Source organism: Halomonas sp. V046, from assembly GCF_052645355.1.
Genome location: NZ_JBQXYF010000012.1, coordinates 45,715 through 64,994, shown reverse-complemented (window position 1 = coordinate 64,994; position 19,280 = coordinate 45,715). Strand labels below are relative to the sequence as shown.

General features: G+C 65.9%; 20 protein-coding genes. 1 reads left to right on the top strand and 19 read right to left on the bottom strand.

What is annotated here, in order from left to right:
- Positions 1 to 138: 138 nt before the first annotated feature.
- The 5 genes from dcd to ACUN9Y_RS16500 all read right to left on the bottom strand — a co-directional run bounded on the left by dcd (position 139) and on the right by ACUN9Y_RS16500 (position 4,604).
- On the bottom strand, positions 139 to 705 hold the full coding sequence (gene dcd, locus ACUN9Y_RS16520) for a dCTP deaminase (protein ID WP_445461822.1): 567 nt from the start codon (positions 703 to 705) through the stop codon (positions 139 to 141).
- Positions 706 to 811: 106 nt separating this feature from the next.
- Positions 812 to 1,615, bottom strand: coding sequence for an iron-sulfur cluster carrier protein ApbC (gene apbC, locus ACUN9Y_RS16515; RefSeq protein ID WP_445461898.1), 804 nt, complete (start codon positions 1,613 to 1,615; stop codon positions 812 to 814).
- A gap of 249 nt (positions 1,616 to 1,864) precedes the next feature.
- Positions 1,865 to 3,592: a hypothetical protein gene (locus tag ACUN9Y_RS16510; RefSeq protein ID WP_445461821.1), complete on the bottom strand. Its 1,728-nt coding sequence runs from the start codon at positions 3,590 to 3,592 to the stop codon at positions 1,865 to 1,867.
- A gap of 144 nt (positions 3,593 to 3,736) precedes the next feature.
- The gene (arfB, locus tag ACUN9Y_RS16505; protein WP_445461820.1) at positions 3,737 to 4,147 is read right to left on the bottom strand and encodes an alternative ribosome rescue aminoacyl-tRNA hydrolase ArfB; all 411 of its coding nucleotides are present in this window, start codon (positions 4,145 to 4,147) and stop codon (positions 3,737 to 3,739) included.
- A gap of 55 nt (positions 4,148 to 4,202) precedes the next feature.
- Entirely contained in the window at positions 4,203 to 4,604 is a 402-nt protein-coding gene (locus ACUN9Y_RS16500; RefSeq protein ID WP_445461819.1) for a DCC1-like thiol-disulfide oxidoreductase family protein, read from the bottom strand.
- A gap of 261 nt (positions 4,605 to 4,865) precedes the next feature.
- On the opposite strand from ACUN9Y_RS16500, the gene ACUN9Y_RS16495 reads away from it, so the two are divergent.
- Positions 4,866 to 5,843, top strand: coding sequence for a YihY/virulence factor BrkB family protein (locus tag ACUN9Y_RS16495; protein ID WP_445461818.1), 978 nt, complete (start codon positions 4,866 to 4,868; stop codon positions 5,841 to 5,843).
- On the opposite strand, the gene ACUN9Y_RS16490 is transcribed toward ACUN9Y_RS16495, so the two are convergent.
- The 14 genes from ACUN9Y_RS16490 to urtB form a co-directional block, all read right to left on the bottom strand.
- Positions 5,779 to 6,000 (bottom strand): lipopolysaccharide assembly protein LapA domain-containing protein, encoded by a 222-nt coding sequence (locus tag ACUN9Y_RS16490; RefSeq protein WP_445461817.1) that lies wholly within the window; start codon positions 5,998 to 6,000, stop codon positions 5,779 to 5,781. The genes ACUN9Y_RS16495 and ACUN9Y_RS16490 overlap by 65 nt on opposite strands.
- A gap of 301 nt (positions 6,001 to 6,301) precedes the next feature.
- A complete protein-coding gene (locus ACUN9Y_RS16485) occupies positions 6,302 to 7,834 on the bottom strand; it encodes a phospholipase D-like domain-containing protein (protein WP_445461816.1) in 1,533 nt (510 codons plus the stop codon).
- A gap of 205 nt (positions 7,835 to 8,039) precedes the next feature.
- Positions 8,040 to 8,642, bottom strand: coding sequence for a HupE/UreJ family protein (locus tag ACUN9Y_RS16480; protein WP_445461815.1), 603 nt, complete (start codon positions 8,640 to 8,642; stop codon positions 8,040 to 8,042).
- Positions 8,643 to 8,692: 50 nt separating this feature from the next.
- A complete protein-coding gene (gene ureG / locus ACUN9Y_RS16475; RefSeq protein ID WP_445461814.1) occupies positions 8,693 to 9,343 on the bottom strand; it encodes an urease accessory protein UreG in 651 nt (216 codons plus the stop codon).
- 350 nt (positions 9,344 to 9,693) lie between these two features.
- Entirely contained in the window at positions 9,694 to 10,395 is a 702-nt protein-coding gene (locus tag ACUN9Y_RS16470) for an urease accessory protein UreF (RefSeq protein WP_445461813.1), read from the bottom strand.
- The gene (gene ureE / locus ACUN9Y_RS16465) at positions 10,385 to 10,900 is read right to left on the bottom strand and encodes an urease accessory protein UreE (RefSeq protein WP_445461897.1); all 516 of its coding nucleotides are present in this window, start codon (positions 10,898 to 10,900) and stop codon (positions 10,385 to 10,387) included. Before ureE ends, ACUN9Y_RS16470 begins: the two co-directional genes overlap by 11 nt.
- An 18-nt stretch (positions 10,901 to 10,918) precedes the next feature.
- A complete protein-coding gene (gene ureC / locus ACUN9Y_RS16460; protein WP_445461812.1) occupies positions 10,919 to 12,622 on the bottom strand; it encodes an urease subunit alpha in 1,704 nt (567 codons plus the stop codon).
- A complete protein-coding gene (locus tag ACUN9Y_RS16455) occupies positions 12,619 to 12,996 on the bottom strand; it encodes an urease subunit beta (RefSeq protein WP_445461811.1) in 378 nt (125 codons plus the stop codon). The genes ureC and ACUN9Y_RS16455 overlap by 4 nt, the downstream gene beginning before the upstream one ends.
- Before the next feature lie 174 nt (positions 12,997 to 13,170).
- A complete protein-coding gene (gene ureA / locus ACUN9Y_RS16450; RefSeq protein WP_445461810.1) occupies positions 13,171 to 13,473 on the bottom strand; it encodes an urease subunit gamma in 303 nt (100 codons plus the stop codon).
- Between the two features lie 138 nt (positions 13,474 to 13,611).
- Positions 13,612 to 14,499, bottom strand: coding sequence for an urease accessory protein UreD (locus ACUN9Y_RS16445; protein ID WP_445461809.1), 888 nt, complete (start codon positions 14,497 to 14,499; stop codon positions 13,612 to 13,614).
- A 292-nt stretch (positions 14,500 to 14,791) separates the two neighbouring features.
- A complete protein-coding gene (urtE, locus tag ACUN9Y_RS16440) occupies positions 14,792 to 15,532 on the bottom strand; it encodes an urea ABC transporter ATP-binding subunit UrtE (RefSeq protein WP_445461808.1) in 741 nt (246 codons plus the stop codon).
- Positions 15,532 to 16,365 carry an urea ABC transporter ATP-binding protein UrtD gene (gene urtD, locus ACUN9Y_RS16435; protein ID WP_445461807.1) on the bottom strand — a complete coding sequence of 278 codons (834 nt, stop codon included), beginning with the start codon at positions 16,363 to 16,365 and terminating at the stop codon, positions 15,532 to 15,534. The genes urtE and urtD overlap by 1 nt, the downstream gene beginning before the upstream one ends.
- Positions 16,362 to 17,528, bottom strand: coding sequence for an urea ABC transporter permease subunit UrtC (gene urtC, locus ACUN9Y_RS16430; RefSeq protein ID WP_445461806.1), 1,167 nt, complete (start codon positions 17,526 to 17,528; stop codon positions 16,362 to 16,364). Before urtC ends, urtD begins: the two co-directional genes overlap by 4 nt.
- 3 nt (positions 17,529 to 17,531) lie before the next feature.
- Positions 17,532 to 19,256 (bottom strand): urea ABC transporter permease subunit UrtB, encoded by a 1,725-nt coding sequence (gene urtB, locus ACUN9Y_RS16425; RefSeq protein WP_445461805.1) that lies wholly within the window; start codon positions 19,254 to 19,256, stop codon positions 17,532 to 17,534.
- Between the last annotated feature and the right edge of the window lie 24 nt (positions 19,257 to 19,280).

The window sequence follows — 19,280 nt, the reverse complement described above, 5'->3', positions numbered from 1 at the left end:
CGGAGGGCACATGGGGCGACGTTCTCGCGGCTTGCCCCATGGGCAAGCTACACCATGACACCCTCGACGGGCGGCCCGGCGAGAGTGTTTTGTTGCTTCGACGCCAAGCGTTGACGCCCGGCACTCAAGCTCTGGCGGTCAGGTCCGCGGCAGGGTCACGCCGCGCTGACCCATGTACTTGCCACCGCGGTCCTTGTAGGAGATATCGCAGACCTCGTCGGACTCCAGAAACAGCATCTGGGCCACGCCTTCATTGGCGTAGATGCGGGCGGGCAGGTTCGTCGTGTTCGAGAACTCGAGGGTCACGTGTCCTTCCCACTCCGGCTCGAGCGGCGTCACATTGACGATGATGCCGCAGCGGGCGTAGGTGGACTTGCCAAGACAAATCGTCAGTACGCTGCGCGGAATACGAAAATACTCCACGGTGCGAGCCAGGGCGAAGGAGTTCGGCGGAATGACACAGACATCCCCCTTGATATCGACGAAGCTCTTCTCGTCGAAAGCCTTGGGATCGACCACCGCCGAATGAATATTGGTGAAGACCTTGAACTCGTCGGCGCAGCGCACGTCGTAGCCGTAGCTGGAGGTCCCATAGCTGATGACGCGACGATCGTTGACGTAGCGGACCTGATCGGGCTCGAAGGGCTCGATCATGCCGTCGCTCTTGGCCATGCGGCGAATCCACTTGTCGGACTTGATGCTCATGGGACTTCCTCATGGGTCGAATCGAAAACGGGGCCACATGATAGCGGCCCCTTGGGATCACGTCACGATGCGCTTGGCGCATCGCGTGCCTGGGCACTGCCCGCGGCTAGTCGCTGAAGCTGATCGTCGGGCCATCGCCCTGGTCCTGTCCTTCGATCTGCTCGGCGACCTGGCGCGCCATCTCGGCAAATATTGCGGCGACCTCGCCCTCGGGCTCTGCGACGACACTCGGCTTACCGCCATCGACCTGCTCGCGAATACCCATGGACAGCGGCAGACGCCCCATCACGCGAGTGTCGTACTCCGCCGCGATGCGTTCACCGCCACCCTCGCCAAACACCGGCTCGCTATGGCCACACTGTGAACAGGTATGCAGGCTCATGTTCTCGACCACGCCGAGCACAGGCACCTTGACCTTGCGGAACATTTCGATGCCCTTGCGGGCATCCAGCAAGGCGATATCCTGGGGCGTGGTGACGATCACCGCGCCATCCACCGGCACCTTTTGCGCCAGGGTCAGCTGAATATCCCCGGTACCCGGGGGCATGTCGATGAACAGATAGTCCAGGTCGTCCCACTGCGTCTGGTTGAGCATCTGCTGGAAGGCACCGGCCACCATCGGGCCACGCCACACCATGGGCTCGCGGATATCGACCATGAACGCCATCGACATCGCCTGCAGCCCATGGGCCTGCAAGGGAAGGAAACGGTTCTCACCGGCGGCCTGGGGCCGAACGCCCTCGCCGACTCCGAGCATCTGCGCCTGGCTGGGCCCATAAATGTCGGCATCCAGCACCCCGACACGAAACCCTTGCGCCGCCATGGCCAGCGCCAGATTGACGGTCACGGTGGACTTGCCGACGCCGCCCTTGCCGGACGCCACGGCGACGATATGCTTCACCCCTTCGATCACGACTCGCTCCTGTTAGCGCGGATGGGCGCGACACCTGGCCTGCGCCCTTGTATGACGCCGAGTATACGCGGACCACCCCCTGGCCGTTAAGGCAGTGATCACCCTGCGCCGGCCCTGCCCCGAAAAAAACCCCGCCGAGCCTGGGGCTCGACGGGGTTCCTGGTGGCGCTGCCCGGCTCATCTGCGTGGGATCGACGCGGCCGTCTTGCTAAGCCCCCACCGGCGATCCGGGCTCAATGAGCGGGACTACTCCTGAGTCGTGTTGCCAGCACTGCTGCCCTGCTCGACGTCATCGCCATCGCCCATCACCGACGCGGCCGTCTCCTTGAGGCTCTCCACGGCACTCGCGGTAGCGGCCTTCACCCGGTCGGCGGCGGAGCGAGCGGCCTCGGCGGTGTCGGTCGCCACTTCCTGACTCCACTCGCCGGCATCACCGGATGCCTCGTCAGAAGCCTCGTCAGAAGCCTCGCCGGGCGACTGGGCTGCTTCGCTGTCGGCCTCGCTCTTCGCACCGCTATCACCGCCGGCGCCGCCAGAGCTGGACTCGTCCTCCGCCTGAGCCGCCTTGGTTGTCTGCCCCTGTGCGGCCGACGCCGCTCCTTCGTCGGTGCTGCCTTCGTCAGAAGTGCCTTCGTCAGAAGTGCCTTCGTCAGAGGTGGCTTCGTCAGAGGTGGCTTCGTCAGAGGTGGCTTCGTCAGAGGTGGCTTCGTCAGAGGTGGCTTCGTCGGTGCTGCCCTTGGTGTCGGTACCGGATGCACTGGAGGTCGCGGATTCGTCTGCCCCGGAAGCGCCGTGGTTCTTGGCCCAGCCCTCAGCGGCCGCCGAGACCTGGCTATCGGACGCGCTCTGGCTATCAGACGCGCTCTGGCCATCGGACTCGCTCGCGGTGTTCGCTTCGCTCTGGGAGCTGGCCCCCTTCAGGACCGTCGTCTCGCCACTGTCGGACACCACTTCGACGCTTGCCTGACTCGCCCCGGCATCGCCGCCATTCTCGCTCTCGGCATTGCCTTCGCTCTGGGCATCGCCCCCGCTTTGCTGCTCGGCCCGGTTCCCCGAGCCCTGCATGGCGCTCAACGCTGCGGCCGGCAGGGTCGCGCGGTCGAGCTTTTCGAGCTCGCTGCGCCAGGTGTCGACTTCCGAGTTCAGCGTGGTGAGGCGGTCGCTGCGTTGGGTCACCGCCTCTTCCAGCGCGGTCACGGCCTGCTCAAGTTCATCGCGGCGGCTAGCGGCCTGGTCGGCCACCGCCGTCGCCTCTTCGGCTCGGGACTGCGCTTCGCTGCGTTGTTCTTCGGCGTTCGCCAGCGCCTCGTCAAGAGCCGCCTGGGCGTCGGCCATCTTCTGCTCGGCCTCATCACGCTGGCTGGTCAGCTCCGCCACGTCCTGCTCGAGGCCGTCGAGGTTAGCCCGCTTTTCCTCGATGCTCGCTGCCAGTTCCTCGACGCGTCCACCCGCCTCATCGATCTTGCCCTGCAGAGCCTCCACTTCGGCGGTCAGGTTATCGCGGCGCTCGACCAGCCCCTGCTGGCGGCTCTCGACTTCCTCCAGCCGATTGCGAGAAGCGATCAGCTCGGCGTCGAGGCCGGCCTGAACGGCCTGCATTTCCTGCAGGTGAGCCTCCGCCTTGGCGGCCTCTTCCTCGGCACTGGCCTGAGCGGCTTGCGACTGCTCGCGCTGCTCCTTCAGCGAGGCCAACTGCGCCTGCATGTCCTCGATGCTGGTGTCGGCCTCTTGCCACTTGGCGAGGCGCTCCTCGAGGGAGGCGACATTGTCCTGCAGGCTAGCCACGGTGCCATCGAGATTCTCGGCCCGCGACTGGCTGCTGTCCAACTGTTGAGCCAGTGCCTCACGCGCCTCCTCGCTGGAGCTCGCGCCTGACTGGGCGATCAGCGCCCACACCAGACACACCAAGGCCACGCCGGCCAGTCCCTTCGCGCGGTTATCCTTGAAGAATTCCTTCGTGTTGTTCTCGGACATCAGGGCAGTCTCCATTTTGGTCCACTGGTCGGAGCCCGAGCCGGGTCCGCCGTCATGGTGGCTCCAGCATACCCGCTGGAAGGGCCCGGGTCAGTGGGTGCCAGGTCGAGAAAATAGTCTCAGGCGCGCATCGATGCGTCAGGCTCAGGCGTCGACCTTGCCGCGCAGCGCCTTGGCCTGCCCCCGCTTCTTCTTGCCCTCAAGCCGCCGACGCTTGGCCGCTCGGCTCGGCCGGGTGGCACGTCGACTCTTGGGCACCTCGAGGCCTCGCTTCAAGAGAGCCTTGAGGCGAGCCAGGGCATCGAGCCGGTTGCGCTCCTGGGTGCGCTCCGCCTGCGCCTTGATGACCACCACCCCATCCTGGGTGATGCGCTGATCGTTCAACGCCAACAAACGATCCTTGACCTCCTGGGGAAGGCTCGACGACGGAATATCGAAGCGCAGATGGACGGCGGACGCGACCTTGTTGACGTTCTGGCCCCCGGCCCCTTGGGCACGAATAGCGTGGAGCGCTATTTCCTCCTTCGGCACACTGATGTTTCGACTCAACTGCATGGCGCTGTCCTGAAAAAAGTTAGGCGGAAATCACGTTCTCACGGAGTGCCGAGGATCAGTCCCGATCGCCCCCGGAGGGTGGGCGGTGCGACCCGATAGGCGCGATCCCCCGCGCGCTCAGCAAGGCGCGGCGTACCGCCTTGAGCAGTGGATAGGATGCACCGGCGCGACGCGGCGAGCGAAACCACCAGCGCATCCAGCGCTGAAGCGGGCCACGGGCCTTGGCCAGCACCGCCAGCATCTGAACGGCACGGTCGCCCTGATAGTCGTTGCCGTCGAGGCGAAGCACCATGCCTCCATCGAGATCGACACCACGAGCCTTCAACTCGTCCACGATCGGAGCGTCGCTACGGGCATCGACATACTCAAACGATTGCCCCGCCGCGGGCTCGAGGCGCTCCACGAAGCCTCGACACAGCGGACATTCACCATCGAAGACAACAATAGCGGGGTTCACCACGGTCCTCCCACATCTGGCGGCAGAGAATGGTTGATGCCGTGGCTGACGTCGTTATCGTGCGCGCCTGCCACCCGACATCTGTCCAGGCTATCAGGCGGCAAGGCGCCGACGCTGGCGGGAACGAGCCCGCCTCGCGCAATGCGCGAGCGACGGAGGCGCCATCGCCACCGCAGCGTCAAGCCCGCCTGGGTTGCCGGGTTTGACGCCAGTGAGTCAACCCAGCGTATCATGCGGTAACCTTCACGGATGAATCGGCACATGACGGCGACTCGCTGGTACCACCGCACTCTCTTCACCCTGCTGCCGCGTCTGGCGCTGTTCATGCGCCGTGTCGTGGTCAACTTCCTGCACAATCGAGGCATGCTGCTCGCGGGGGGCGTCGGCTTCAATATCCTGCTGTCGACCATTCCGTTGTTCGCCATGATGGTCGTCGCCATGGCCCAGGTGGTGGACGAACAGCAGTTGATCTCGGTCATCGGCATGCAGGCGCGCCACCTGGCGCCCGCCCATGCCGACGTCATGGTCGAGGCGATCCAGGCCTTGCTCAACTCCCGCGACGCCATCGGGCTCTACGGCATTCCCGTGCTGCTGATATTCAGCTCGTTCGCCTTCCGCATGCTCGAAGATGCCCTGGCGCTGATCTTCCACAAGCCCGATGTTGCAGGCCACCGTAGCCTCTGGGTGTCGTTCCTGTTGCCCTACGCCTTCATGCTGGTGCTTAGCATCGCGTTGTTTGCCCTGGCCATGCTGGTCAGCCTGGCGAACACGCTGAATGGACTGTGGATGGCGATCTATGCCCGCCCACTGCCGCTAGCGGTCCTCTCGGAACCGGTGCTCAACCTGGCGAGCTTCCTCGGCGTCTTTTTGCTGTTCAGCGCCATCTACAAGATCCTGCCGGTGGTAAGCATCTCGTTGCGACGGGCCCTGGCCGGCGGCTTCGTCGCGGCTCTGCTATGGGAGGGAGCGCGGTTGGCCCTGGTCTACTATTTCGCCAACCTGTCGCTGGTCAGTGCCGTCTACGGCCCCCTGGCGACGCTGATCGTGATCCTGCTGAGTCTTGAGGTCGGCGCCGTCATCCTGCTGCTCGGCGCCCAGGTGATCGCCGAGCTCGAGCACAACTGCCGCCTGGGCCTACCGTGGCACCAGGACCCCCGGCGCCACGACACCCTCACTAGCGACGATGCGATTCCTCTCCCTTCACGCGACGAATCAGCCCCATCAGCCCGCGACCGCTGATCATGCCCAGCAGGTAGATCACGACCACCAACAGCGCCATGGGCATGGCAATGGTCCAACCGAGCAGTTGCACCTGCACCATCTCGATATTCTGCACCACCAGGATGACCACCAGCGCCAGGATCACCACCTTTACCGCCAACCACACCTTTTCCATCGCTCAGTCTCCTTCTCGCCCGCCGGCTCTGCCGCGGGCATCGGTGGCGTGATACGCCGCTAAAAAATGTGTTGAATCAAGCATTGCGAACCGCGCTATGACGATGGTCGGCGTTCCCGAAGCTGTCAAGTCGGCTTGTCGAGGCAGGCCAGACGAGCGCCGCGGCGCGACCTGAATCATGCGGGGCACGCCACGGCCATTCTCCCAGTGTCGCATCCGCCAACGGTCGCGGGCGCCGAACGCGACAGTCGTGGGTTCCAGAGTCGCCCCCCCGGGGCACGAAGACCGCGGAGCCCGCTAGCTAGAACGTCGACAGTCCTGTGGCTTCCATCAGGCGATAGCGCCAACGTGCCAGCACGCCAGAGGCGTCATCCTGGGCCCAGGCGCGGCTGGTCTGCCGGTCTGGCGGCGACGCCCAGCGCGCATTGAACCAGTGGCTGACCTGGCCCACCACCGCACTCGCCTGTGGCGCCACAAGGCGCAGGCTCGTCTCGAGGTTCAAGTCGTCGAGATTGCGCCGGGTCAGGTTGGCCGAGCCGAGCACCAGCGTCGCCTCGGCGCCGGACGCTGGGCGATGGAGCACGACCTTGCTGTGACACTGCTCGCCATCGACCACACACCAGCGCACCGAGACACCGGCGCGCACCAACTCTTCGGCCACCGGCTGATTGGGCAATCCGCTCTTGGCGAAGCCGAAGGCCTCGCGGTTGGGATCGAGCAAGGCGCGCACCTCGGCGCCCCGCGCCGCCGCGGCCTTGAGCGCCTCGATGATGCCACGGTGGACAACATAGAAGGCCGCGATGTCGATCGTATCGCCCGCTTCCGCCGCGCCCAACGTCTCGAGGATCGCGTCGCGAATCGCCCCTTCGGTCACCAGTTGCAGGCGCGCCGTCGCCGCGTTGGCCGGGGCGCTGTCGGCGTCCTCGTTCGCCCCGACACCGTCCTCTGCGCCACTCCCCGGGAGCGCCACCTCGACGCCGCTCCAGCGTGCCACCGCCGCCTCGGATGCGAGAAGGTCCACCGCCACCGGGCCCTCGAACGCCAGCGCCACATTGCCGTGGCGGCTACTGCCATCGTGAGGGTTGGCCGAGGTGACCAGCCCCGCCCAGGCGTCGCCATGATCCACCACCAGCGTCTTGCGATGATTGGCACGGAAGTTGAGCAGAGAAAGGTAGCTGCGCAGCGTCACCGAGTCGCCACCGAAGGCATTGGGCAGCCAGCCGTCGTCGGCATCGTTGCCGAGTCGATCTATCCCGAGGTGCCACAGCCCCGACCACAGCGGGTTGGAGGCCCTGAGCCGAGACAGATCGGTCGTGACCACCTCGACCCCGGCCTGGCGCAAACGCTCCAGGTGGTCAAGACGCAGGCCGCCGTAGAAGGTATTGAGCGGGTCGGTGATCACCACCGCGGTAAGCTCGGGGTGGCGTTCGCGACTCGCCACCAGGGCATCGGTCAACTGCGCCGCCAAGGGCCGCAGATCGTCGATCTCTTCGCCACCCTGGCCCGCGAGGGTATTGAACAGGAACATGTCGACCACCACCAGGCGCTGGGCCTGGCCGATCATCGCCAGCATCTCATCGAAGATGCGCTGGTCGAGGTGACGATTGCCGTCTTCGTCATACCAGGTTCGGTCGCTGAGAAAGCGCAGCTTGTCGGCTGCCAGGCTCTGGGGCCGCGTGGGCCAGGCCTGCCCCACGGTATCCGGCAGCGGCTTGACGCTCTGCCACACCGCCATCGCGCCCCAGGCGCACAGCAACGCCGCAACGGCCCCCTTTACCCACACCCAGCGCCGCCTACTACGGCGACCATGGCGATTTCTTGTGCGTCCCTGCATGCCGTCATCCTCATTGAGCCTGCGATGAGCATACCGGAACCCCACCACGACGCCGAGTGAGCGTCCTCACCATGGCGGCTTACGCGCCGGCATCGCCACGGCCGTCAAGCGCGCGACGATGGCGGTGACACCGACGAGCCGTCCTGTCGTGCTGCCTGGACCCGGTGGAAGCCCAGGGCTCACCGAGGGACTCGGTGAGCAGGTGTCAGGACAGAGCGAAAGCCGCTCCACAGGCAGCGATGGCGCCGCCGGCCACGCGCAGCACACGGCTATCGCGACGGCCAAGCCACTGGCCGATACCGCGGGCTGCCAGCGTAATCGCGAGGGTGGTCAGGGTGAAGCCCGCCAGGAACAACAGGAAGGACGCATTGGCCGGCATCTCGGTCCCGTGAGCGTGGCCATGGACCAGCAGAAAGGCGAAGACCAGGGTCCCCCCGATGGCTCCGGGCAGACGCACCAGGGTTGCCAGCATGACGCCCGCCAGCAGCACCGACAGCGCGATGGCGTTCTCGACCCCAGGCAACGCGACGCCGGCCACGGCAAGACCCGCCCCGACGATCATGCCAAGCGCCGCAAGCCAGGGTGTAGCGCGCCGTAGCGCCGTGGACTGGCGCAGGCTCCACAGGCCAATGGCGACCATGGCCAAGAGGTGATCGATACCGAACAGCGGGTGGGTCAGGCCCGAGAAGAAGGCGCCGTGTTCGACGCCGTGGCCTGGGTGGGCGACGGCGACGCCGGAGGCGCCGAGCAGCACGAGGGCCAGCGGCAACCGCCGCAGGGATGAGCGAACAGATAAGACACGTTTCATGGCGTTCTCCTTGCCAAGTATGAAAGGGGCGAAGGTCTGAAACCCCGCCCTCAGACGGACATTTCCGTTGTCGCGGGACGTCGCTCCGACAGCATGCCACGGTCGAGGATGAAGGCGATAATGTCCTCGAGGCCGACGCCCTCATAGAGATTGGTGAAGACAAAAGGCCGCTCGCCGCGCATCTTCTTCGAGTCCCGTGCCATGACGTCGAGGCAAGCATGCACCTGCTCGGCGATATCGATCTTGTTGATGATCAAGAGATCCGACTTGGTAATCCCCGGTCCGCCCTTGCGTGGGATCTTGTCGCCTGCCGACACATCGATGACGTAGAGCGTGAGGTCAGACAGCTCCGGGCTGAAGGTCGCCGACAGGTTGTCACCACCGGACTCCACCAGCACCAACTCAAGGCCCGGATGACGCTCCTGCAGCTCATCGATCGCCGCCAGATTCATGGAGGCGTCTTCACGAATGGCGGTGTGCGGGCAGCCCCCCGTTTCGACCCCGAGGATACGATCCGGTGACAACGCCTCATGGTGGGTCAGGAAGTCGGCGTCTTCGCGGGTATAGATATCGTTGGTCACCACGGCGATGTTGTAGTGATCGCGCAGCGCCAGGCACAGCTGCTTCAACAGCGCGGTCTTGCCGGAGCCGACCGGACCACCGACGCCGACGCGCAGGCAATGGGGTTGCACACTGGGCATGGGAAATCTCCTTGATGCCGTTGTCTGGGAAAATCGCGACTCGGGACTCGTCCACTGACGTGGCTACCCTCGCGCTTGCATACATCCACCGCCCCCGGGCGGCGGTAAAAACGTCATGGCCGCGGCCCCGGGCGGCGATAACAACGTCATGGCCGCGGCCCCGGGCGGCGATAACAACGTCATGGCCGCGGCCCCGGGCGGCGATAACAACGTCATGGCCGCGGCCCCGGGCGGCGGTAACAACGTCATGGCCGCGGCCCCGGGCGGCGATAAAAACGTCATGGCCGCGGCCCCGGACGGCGATAAAAACGTCATGGCCGCGGCCCCGGGCGGCGATAGAAGGCAACGCCTTAGCTACGAAACAGCCGCGAGTACTGGGTTTCGTGCAAGGCACTGGCCAGCGCAAGCCCCGGCAATACGGGGCCCAACTCGTCATCCTCCAGCGCCCAGGCGCGCTCAACGGCGCGGCTCAGCGCCGGCCTGAGACGCTCGATCAGCCGCTGAGCGGCGGTGTGCCCCAGCGGCAACGCCTTGCAAGCGGCGGACAGCTGGTTCTCGAGCCACGACCAGGCGAAGCCCAGCATGGCCGACCGGGTATCGACGCCGCGCCCGACCGCCAAGGCCGCGAAGACGGTGACATAGCCCGCCCCTGGCGGAATCGCCGGCGTGTCCGGCAGCAGATCCAGGCTCGTCATCAAGCGCTTGAACGACGCCCCGAGCTGGCTGTCCTCGGCGGCCAGTTCCGCGGTTTCGCGAGTCGCCGCAAGCCAGGCGTCCCAGCCGCTCAGCGCCTCGCCGTCCCCCCGCCGCCAGGCCAGCATCTGGCGCTTGATCAGCGGCAGCTCACAGCGGGTCAGGCCATCGTCGAGCACCCCGGCGAGCCACTCACCAAGCTCGGCTTCACTGCCGACCCAGCCCAGCTCAAAGGTACTCTCGAGCCCCTGTGACCAGGCGAAGGCGCCGATCGGTAGCGCCGGGCTGACCAGCTGCAACAGCCCCAGCAGCGCCAGGTCGTCGCCCTGCCCCTCGACGGGGGGGCACTCAGTGGGCATGGGCGTGGTCGTGGCCGTGGCCGTGGCCGTGGCCGTGGTCGTGGCCGTGGCTATGTCCGCCCGGCGCCATGGCGTAGGCGCCGGGCTCCGGATCAAACGGCGCCTCGTGGTGTTCAAGACTCGCTCCCAGGCGCAGTGCCAGATCCTCCAGCACATGATCCGCTGCAAAGCGCACCCAGCCGCCCTGGGCGTCCTCGCCGAGGGCGAGCGTCACGTGCCGGTTGCCCAGGTGATAGGCCAGCCGTGCCAAGGGCAACCCCGCCACGACCCTGGCCGTGACGACGGCCTCCGACGCCGCCATCACGCGCACTCGAGTGCCGTCCGCGGCGGCCAGGCCCTGCCCATCACGCAGCACCGGGCCGCGGTCGAGAAAGAGCCCGGCACCGCGACCGCTGTCGAGGGTGACCCGCAGTCGCCCCTTGATACGGTCGTCATAGATCAGCGTCAGGGTATCGTCGGCGGCGTCCGGCGCCAGCATCCCGAGACGTTCGGTCAGTTGCAGCAGCGTGGTCATGGGATGTCCTTAAAACAGGTGGTAGCGCTGAGCCAATGGCAATTCGGCCAATGGCTCACAGGTCAACAGTTCACCATCGCAATGCACTTCATAGGTCTGCGGGTCGACGGTCAGTGTCGGGCAGGCGGCATTCAGCTTCATGTCTTTCTTGCGCACCCCGCGCACGTTCTTGCACGCCACCAGGGCGCTGCAAAGGCCCAGGCGCTCGCCTATCCCGGCGTCGATCGCCGCCTGGGACACGAAGCTCACCCGCGTGGCGCTAGCGGCCTTGCCCAGGGCGCCGAACATGGGCCGATAATGCACCGGCTGAGGCGTCGGAATCGAGGCGTTGGGATCGCCCATCGGGGCCATCGCGATCATGCCCCCCTTCAGGATCAGGGCCGGTTTCACGCCGAAGAAGGCCGGGTCCCACAGCACCAGGTCAGCGAGCTTGCCGACTTCCACCGAACCCACCTCATGGGCGATGCCGTGGGTGATCGCCGGGTTGATGGTGTACTTGGCGATATAGCGTTTGGCGCGCAGGTTATCGGCGCCGAGCGCCTGGTCGCCTGGCAGCAGGCCACGCTGGACCTTCATCTTGTGCGCGGTCTGCCAGGTCCGGCAGATGACCTCCCCGACTCGCCCCATGGCCTGGGAATCCGAGGCGATCATCGAGATCACGCCGAGATCGTGCAGGATGTCCTCGGCGGCGATGGTTTCACGCCGAATCCGGGAATCGGCGAAGGCCACGTCCTCGGGAATCCTCGGATCGAGGTGATGACACACCATCAGCATATCGAGGTGCTCATCGACGGTGTTGACGGTATAGGGCCGGGTCGGATTGGTCGACGACGGCAGCACATAGTCCTTGGAGCAGGCGGTGATGATGTCTGGTGCGTGGCCACCGCCGGCGCCCTCGGTGTGATAGGTGTGGATCCCGCGCTCCTTGAACGCCGCCAGGGTATCCTCGACGAAGCCGGACTCGTTGAGGGTGTCGGTGTGGATCGCGATCTGCACGTCGTAGCGCTCGGCCACGCTCAGGCAGGTATCGATGGACGCCGGGGTCGTGCCCCAGTCCTCGTGCAACTTGAGCCCCATGGCGCCGGCCGCAAGCTGGGCCTCGAGGGCCTCCGGCAGGCTGGCGTTGCCCTTGCCGAGCAGACCGATGTTCATCGCCAGGCCGTCGCAGGCCTTGAGCATCTGATGAATGTGCCACTGCCCGGGGGTGCAGGTCGTGGCGTTCGACCCGGTGGCCGGGCCGGTACCGCCGCCAAGCATGGTGGTAATGCCGCTCGCCAGGGCCTCGTCCACCAGCTGCGGACAGATGAAGTGCACATGGGCATCGAGGGCGCCGGCGGTCAGGATCTTGCCTTCCCCCGCGATCACTTCCGTGCCCGGCCCGATCACGATCCCGACGTCAGGCTGGGTATCCGGGTTACCGGCCTTGCCGATGGCGGCGATACGCCCGGCCTTGAGCCCGACGTCGGCCTTGACGATGCCCCACCAGTCGAGGATCAACGCATTGGTGATCACCGTGTCCATCACCGCCTCGTCCAGACGCTGGCTCTGGCCCATGCCGTCACGGATGACCTTGCCGCCGCCGAACTTGACCTCATCACCGTAGTGGGTCGCGTCGCTCTCGACCTCTATCCACAGCTCGGTATCCCCCAGGCGCACGCGATCGCCCACGGTAGGCCCGTACATGTCGGCGTAGGCCTGACGCGAAATTTTCATGGCGTGTCTCCCTTGCGCTGACCGCGGGATTTCCCGGCCGGTGCCGATGCTGGCAACGACACCCCCGCGTCAAGGGCCCCCATCACCTCACCGCGAAAGCCGTAGACGTGGCGACGTCCGACGAAGGGAATCAGGGTCACCTCGCGCGACTGGCCGGGCTCGAAGCGAATCGCGGTGCCCGCCGCCACGTCCAGGCGCTGCCCACGCGCCAGCGCTCGGTCGAAGACGAGCGCCGGATTGGCCTCGGCAAAATGGTAGTGAGAGCCGATCTGGATCGGCCGATCGCCGGTGTTGGCGACCTCCAGAGTGGTTCTGGCGCGCCCTTCGCACAGCGCGATCTCACCCGCCTTGAGCTGATACTCACCGGGAATCATCGGCCTCTCCCTGTTGGTGTCTCGAGCATGGACCCGAGCATGGACTCGAGCGTGGACCCAAGTGCTGGGGCACAGTGATGCTGGATGTCGGGGGCCGGCAACGGGCCAGCACACCGCCGTAGCCGCGGGTAGCTAGCCGGCCCCACGGGGCGGACCGACGGCGCCAGAGCGCGCTCATGTGATCGGAGCATGCACGGTGACCAGCTTGGTTCCATCGGTGAAGGTGGCCTCGACCTGAACCTCGTCGATCATCTCGGCGACCCCCTCCATGACGTCATCGCGCCCGAGGATCCGCCGTCCCTCGCTCATCATGTCGGCCACCGAACGCCCGTCCCGGGCACCCTCCATGATCTCGCAGCTGATCAAGGCCACGGCCTCCGGATAGTTCAGCTTCAGCCCCCGTGCCCGGCGCCGCTCGGCGAGCAGTCCGGCGGTGAACAGCAGCAGCTTGTCCTTGTCTCTCGGCGTCAGCTCCATGGCGGCGCTCCCCTGTCGATGTAAACGTTCGTCGTGCGATGAGATGCTGGGGCCGGATCGATTCTCCGAGGGCTCGTCCCTCGGGCACGACCGCCTGGCGCGGCGCTCGATGGGCCCTGCGCTGGCGTCGGTGGCCCATCAGGTGAACCAGATTCTCGGCGGACTCGGCGCACAGCCGTTGAGCCTCGGGCGAAGTACCTCCCATGCCTGCTGACACAGCTGCCAGGCCTCGCTGCGCGACGCGCCCAGGTAGCGCAGCAGCAGCACCTGGTGGCGCAGCGTTGCCGCCCACCGCGGCGACGCCGGCAACGCATCGCGCAGCTGTGCGATGGCCCCCGCGCCATCGTCGAGCCCAACGGCCCAGAGCGTGGCCTGGACCGGCTGGCCGCCCTGCCCCCAGCGCCCGGCAAAGCGCGGATGCGCCGGATCCAACGGCTGGCGTTCGATCCACAGCGGGCGTCCATCCCGGGTCAGGCGAAAGCGTTGCTCCAGATGCCCACTGACGAACGGCAGCTGGCTGGCCGGGCGGCCAAGGGCCAGCAGCTCCCACCCGAGACACCGCGCGCCACCTTGCAGCGCTATCTCCGTGGTCTGGCAGCCGCGAGAGCCATCGAAGGCGATCGTCTCCTGGGGCAGCCACTCGAGCACGCCCTGATCCTCCACCGTCAATCGGGTGTGCTGCTCCCAGGCCACGCCATGCCGATCCGCGCGATAGAGCTTATTGGCGGCAGGCGTCGTGATCAGAGCATGGGCCGCGGCTTGCACACCGACATCGATCGCCAGGGCATCGCCGCTGACGAGCCCCCCCGGTGGGTGCAGCAGATACACATGGCAACTGCCATCACGCCCCTCGGGATAGAAGGGCCGCTGCACCCGAAGCGGGCCTCGGTGCTCGACATCGCGCAGCCGCGTGACGCCTTGGCCGGCGACCAACCCGAGTCGCAATGACGCTTCCCAGCGGCGCAGCCGGTCGAAGCGATGGCCCGACGCATTGACGACGGTGCAAGGCGGTTCTAGGGCGGACATGGGACTCCAGGGTCGGCGCGAGTATTGGATAGCAAAGGCCGTGCAGGGCACGTCACGCAGATGTTCGTGAGCCTCGATCTGCACCACGACCTGGCGCTCGGTCACCGCATCAAGCATTCGCTCCCTGACAGTGCAAGGCCTGTACCAAACCGGCGCATACCGATAATAAACAGTTGAATTTCAATGGATTAATGATGACAAAAGTCGATACAGTCGGGTATACGAGCGGTCCGCGAGGCGCAAAAAAGGTGCATCGAGGCCCTCGATGCACCAGATTCACCCACGCCCGACATCACACCGTGAGGTGGCGCTTGACCAGTTCATCGTCGAGACCGGCGATGGCGCCATGGGCCACGCGCCGTCCGCGATCGACGATCGCAAAATGGTCGGCATAGCGTCTGGCGAAGGGCAGCTTCTGCTCCACCAGCAGCACCGTCAGGCCGTCATCGGCGATCAAGCGCCGAATGACCTCGCCGATCTGGGTGACGATATTCGGCTGGATGCCCTCTCCCGGTTCGTCGAGGATCAGCAGCGTCGGCGCAAGCACCAGGGCGCGCCCAATGGCCAGTTGCTGCTGCTGCCCCCCGGAAAGATCGCCCCCGCGACGCTGGCGCATCTCCTTGAGTACCGGAAACAGCTCATAGACCCGCTGTGGCACGCGCTTGAGCCCATCGCCACGGGCGGCGAGCCCGGTGCGCAGGTTCTCTTCCACCGTCAAAAGCGGAAAGATCTGGCGCCCCTGAGGTACATAGCCGATGCCCAGCCGCGAGCGATCTTCGAGCCGCACACGACCAAGCTCCACGCCGCCATCCTGGGCCTTGGCCCTTGCGCCGCGGGTGGCCGGGCCTTGGGCATAGCGCATCTCACCGCCGCTGACCCCGACCTCTCCCATGATCGCCTTCATCAGGGTCGTCTTGCCGACGCCGTTGCGTCCGAGCACGCAGGTGCAAGCGGCCCGTGGCACTTCCAGGTCGAGATCCCACAGCGTATGGCTCTCGCCGTAGGACTGGTTGAGTCGTGAAATGCTGAGCATCAGGCCGCCTCCTCGTCGCCACCCAGGTAGACCTCGACCACTCGAGGGTCGCTCGCCACCTGGTCCATGCTGCCCTCGGCCAGCACACTACCCTGGTGCAGCACCGTAACGGTGCGAGCGATGGACCGCACGAAACCCATATCATGCTCGACCACGACCACCGAGTGCTTACCGGCAAGCCCGGTCAGAAGCTCCGCGGTGCGCGCCATCTCCTGCTCGGTCATGCCCGCCACCGGCTCATCCACCAGCAGCAGGCGTGGGCGCTGCATCAACAGCATGCCGATCTCGAGCCACTGCTTCTGGCCGTGGGATAAAATCCCCGCCGGGCGCCGCGCCTGGCCCTTCAGGCCAATGGTCGAAAGCACCTCGTCGATGCGGTCGTTGACCTCGCCGGACAGACGCGCCGTCAACGACGGCCACAGGCTCTTGTCACAGGCCATCGACAGCTCCAGGTTCTCGAACACGCTGAGCGCCTCGAACACGGTGGGCTTCTGGAACTTGCGCCCGATGCCGAGTCGAGCGATCTCGGGCTCGTTACGGGTCAGCAGGTCATGGCGACTGCCGAACCAGACGCTGCCGCTGTCCGGGCGGGTCTTGCCGGTGATGATGTCCATCATGGTGGTCTTGCCGGCGCCGTTGGGGCCGATGATGCAGCGCAGCTCGCCATCGTCGATGGTCAGGCTCAGGTCATTGATGGCCTTGAAACCATCGAAACTGACCGAGACATCCTCGAGATAGAGAATCGGGCCGTGGCGCACGTCCACCGGCGAGACCTCGGGCACCAGAAAGTCGAAGACACGGTCACGATCGATCATGTTGTGAAAGAAGCTCATGTGCTGGCCTCCGTGGACAATTGAGAGGAACTCGCCCCGGCGTCGTCGTCTCTGGCATCGCGTCGACGACGGCCGACACGGTTGGCGAAGAGCCCGGCACCCCCTTGGGGAAGCAGCACCGTGACCAGAACAAAGAGCGCCCCGAGGGCGAACAGCCACGCCTCCGGCATCACCCCGGTAAACACGCTCTTGGCGTAGTTGACGGCAATGGCACCCATCACGGCGCCATAGAGCGTCGCCCGACCACCGAGGGCCACCCACACCACCACCTCGATGGAAAACAGGGGCGAGAACTCGCTGGGATTGATGATCCCGACCTGGGGGACGTACAAGGCCCCCGCGACACCGGCCAGCATCGCCGACACGACGAACACGAAAAGCTGAAAGCGCTCTACCCGGTAACCGAGAAAGCGGGTACGCGCCTCGGCGTCACGCACCGCAACGCAGACCCGACCGAGCTTGCTGGCGACGATGGCGCGACACAGCACGAATCCCAGCGCCAGGGCCACGCCGGAGGCGATGAACAGGCCCAGGCGCGTGGCGTCCGACGCCAGGTCAAAGCCCAGCAACTCCTTGAAATCCGTCAACCCATTGTTGCCGCCGAAGCCCATCTCATTGCGAAAGAACGCCAGCATCAGGGCGAAGGTCAACGCCTGGGTGATGATCGACAGGTAGACGCCGGTGACACGCGAGCGAAACGCCAGAAAGCCGAACACCAGCGCCAACAGGCCCGGGGCCAGCAACACCATCACGAAGGCGAAGCCGGCGATGTCGAAGCCCTGCCAAAACCACGGCAGACGGTCCCAGTCCAGAAAGACCATGAAGTCCGGGAGCAGCGGATCGCCATAGACACCACGATCGCCGATCTGGCGCATCAGATACATGCCCATGGCATAGCCACCGAGGGCAAAGAAGGCGCCGTGCCCCAGGCTCAGGATGCCGAGGTACCCCCAGACCAGATCCACCGCCACCGCCAGCAGGGCGTAACAGAGGTACTTGCCCAGCAAGGTAACGGTATAAGTAGACACATGCAGGCTGTGTCCTTCCGGCACGACCAGGTTGGCCACGGTCACCAGCGCCAGGGCGGCGCCCAGCACGCCCAGGAAGATCAACGACGATCGCTCGTAGAACGGCCGAGCCAGCCACATTCTCGTCGACTGCATGGCTTAGCCCTCCGCCGCGCGGCCCTTCTGGGGAAAGAGTCCCCGCGGGCGTTTTTGGATAAACAGGATGATGAACACCAGCACCATGATCTTGGCCAGCACCGCACCGGCCCAGGGTTCCAGCACCTGGTTGATGACGCCAAGCGAAAGCCCAGCCACCAGGGTGCCCCAAAGATTGCCGACCCCACCGAATACCACCACCATGAAGGAGTCGATGATGTAGTTCTGGCCGAGATTCGGCCCGACGTTGGTGAGCTGCGACAGCGCCACCCCGGCTAACCCGGCAACGCCGGAGCCCAGGGCAAAGGTCAGAATGTCGACCCGGGTCGCGCGAATCCCCATCGCGCGCGCCATGGCGCGGTTCTGGGTGACGGCCCTCACCTCCAGCCCCAGGCGGGTGCGTCGCATCACCAGCATCAGGGCGGCGAACACCAGCAGCGCAAAGCCCAGTACATAGAGCCGGTTCAGGGTCAGGGACAGCGCCTCGTTCACCATCAGCGAGCCACTCATCCACTCGGGGGTCACCACGCTGCGGTTGAGCGGCGAGACCACCGTGCGCACCAACTGTTGCAGGATCAGGCTGACGCCAAAGGTCGCCAGCAGTGTCTCCAGTGGGCGCCCCTTGAGGAACTGAATGACACTGCGTTCGATGGCGACCCCGGCCAATGCCGCCACCCCAAATCCCGCCGGAATCGACAGGATCAGGGCGAGCCCGGGCTGGCCGGGAAGAAGCTGCTGCATGCCCCAGGTGGTATAGGCCCCGAGCATGATCAGCTCGCCGTGGGCCATGTTGATCACCCCCATGACGCCGAAGGTGATGGCAAGCCCGATGGCGGCGAGCACCAGCACCGAACCCAGCGACAAGCCGAAGTACAGCGTCTCGACACCACGGTTGATCTTGAGCATCTGGTCGATGTCGGCCAGGGCGCTGGCGGCCGCCTCGGCGAGGACGGCATCGTCGCTGCGCGTCGCCTGAGTCAGGGCAGCACGCGCCTCGCCATTGAGGCTCCCGGCGAGCGCCTCGACGCTCGCCACATCGCCCTGCTCGAGGCGATAGATTGCCAGCGCCTGCTCCAGCAGCCGCGTGACCTCGCTATCGTCCTGAGTATCGCTCTGGGCGTTGTCCTGGGGTTCGTTCTGGGATTCGCCCTGGGCGTTGTCCTGGGGATCGCTCTGCCCTTGGGCGACAAGCGCTTCGAGGGGCGCAACCATCTCGGCGTCCACCTCACCGAGCATCTTGCGCGCTGCGGCCAGGCGGGCCTGTCGGTCCGCGACGCGCAGATCGAGAAGCGCCAGCGTGCTGTCCAGATAACCTCTTAAAGCGTTGTTGATGGTGATTCTGTCCAGATCACGACGCGACGCCTCGCCGCTCTCATCGAGACTCAGGGCGTCCGCTACCGGCCAGTTGCGTCCGCGGTTGGCCAGCACGATGACGAAGTCGCCACTGTCCTTGCGCCGCTGCAGCTTGCCGTCGGCCAGGGTCTCCAACCAGCGCCGCGCGCGCGTATCGCCGCTGGCGACGATGGCATCGATGGCCGCTTCCTTGCCGCGGTAGTTGGCCTCGGCCAGCTCGTCGAGCAAGACCCAGCCGGGGTCGGAGCGATCCTGGCCAGGGCCCTCGGGCGAGCTCTCGCCCTGGGCGTGGGCCACCCAAGGCAAGCATAGGCACAGAGCGACAAGGCCTGCGCAGAACCAGGCGACGAGGCGCCCCGGAGGTCGAATCCTCATGGCGATATCCTGTAGAGGCGCCGA

What these genes read in the sequence shown, in the direction of transcription:
- arfB (WP_445461820.1), bottom strand. Translation starts at nt 4,147, where the DNA reads ATGCAGTTGAGTCGAAACATCAGTGTGCCGAAGGAGGAAATAGCGCTC.
- urtE (WP_445461808.1), bottom strand. Translation starts at nt 15,532, where the DNA reads ATGCTCAGCATTTCACGACTCAACCAGTCCTACGGCGAGAGCCATACG.
- dcd (WP_445461822.1), bottom strand. Translation starts at nt 705, where the DNA reads ATGAGCATCAAGTCCGACAAGTGGATTCGCCGCATGGCCAAGAGCGAC.
- ACUN9Y_RS16480 (WP_445461815.1), bottom strand. Translation starts at nt 8,642, where the DNA reads ATGAAACGTGTCTTATCTGTTCGCTCATCCCTGCGGCGGTTGCCGCTG.
- urtC (WP_445461806.1), bottom strand. Translation starts at nt 17,528, where the DNA reads ATGCAGTCGACGAGAATGTGGCTGGCTCGGCCGTTCTACGAGCGATCG.
- ACUN9Y_RS16485 (WP_445461816.1), bottom strand. Translation starts at nt 7,834, where the DNA reads ATGCAGGGACGCACAAGAAATCGCCATGGTCGCCGTAGTAGGCGGCGC.
- urtB (WP_445461805.1), bottom strand. Translation starts at nt 19,256, where the DNA reads ATGAGGATTCGACCTCCGGGGCGCCTCGTCGCCTGGTTCTGCGCAGGC.
- ACUN9Y_RS16490 (WP_445461817.1), bottom strand. Translation starts at nt 6,000, where the DNA reads ATGGAAAAGGTGTGGTTGGCGGTAAAGGTGGTGATCCTGGCGCTGGTG.
- ACUN9Y_RS16445 (WP_445461809.1), bottom strand. Translation starts at nt 14,499, where the DNA reads ATGTCCGCCCTAGAACCGCCTTGCACCGTCGTCAATGCGTCGGGCCAT.
- ACUN9Y_RS16470 (WP_445461813.1), bottom strand. Translation starts at nt 10,395, where the DNA reads ATGCCCACTGAGTGCCCCCCCGTCGAGGGGCAGGGCGACGACCTGGCG.
- ureA (WP_445461810.1), bottom strand. Translation starts at nt 13,473, where the DNA reads ATGGAGCTGACGCCGAGAGACAAGGACAAGCTGCTGCTGTTCACCGCC.
- urtD (WP_445461807.1), bottom strand. Translation starts at nt 16,365, where the DNA reads ATGAGCTTCTTTCACAACATGATCGATCGTGACCGTGTCTTCGACTTT.
- ureG (WP_445461814.1), bottom strand. Translation starts at nt 9,343, where the DNA reads ATGCCCAGTGTGCAACCCCATTGCCTGCGCGTCGGCGTCGGTGGTCCG.
- ACUN9Y_RS16495 (WP_445461818.1), top strand. Translation starts at nt 4,866, where the DNA reads ATGACGGCGACTCGCTGGTACCACCGCACTCTCTTCACCCTGCTGCCG.
- ACUN9Y_RS16455 (WP_445461811.1), bottom strand. Translation starts at nt 12,996, where the DNA reads ATGATTCCCGGTGAGTATCAGCTCAAGGCGGGTGAGATCGCGCTGTGC.
- ureC (WP_445461812.1), bottom strand. Translation starts at nt 12,622, where the DNA reads ATGAAAATTTCGCGTCAGGCCTACGCCGACATGTACGGGCCTACCGTG.
- ACUN9Y_RS16510 (WP_445461821.1), bottom strand. Translation starts at nt 3,592, where the DNA reads ATGTCCGAGAACAACACGAAGGAATTCTTCAAGGATAACCGCGCGAAG.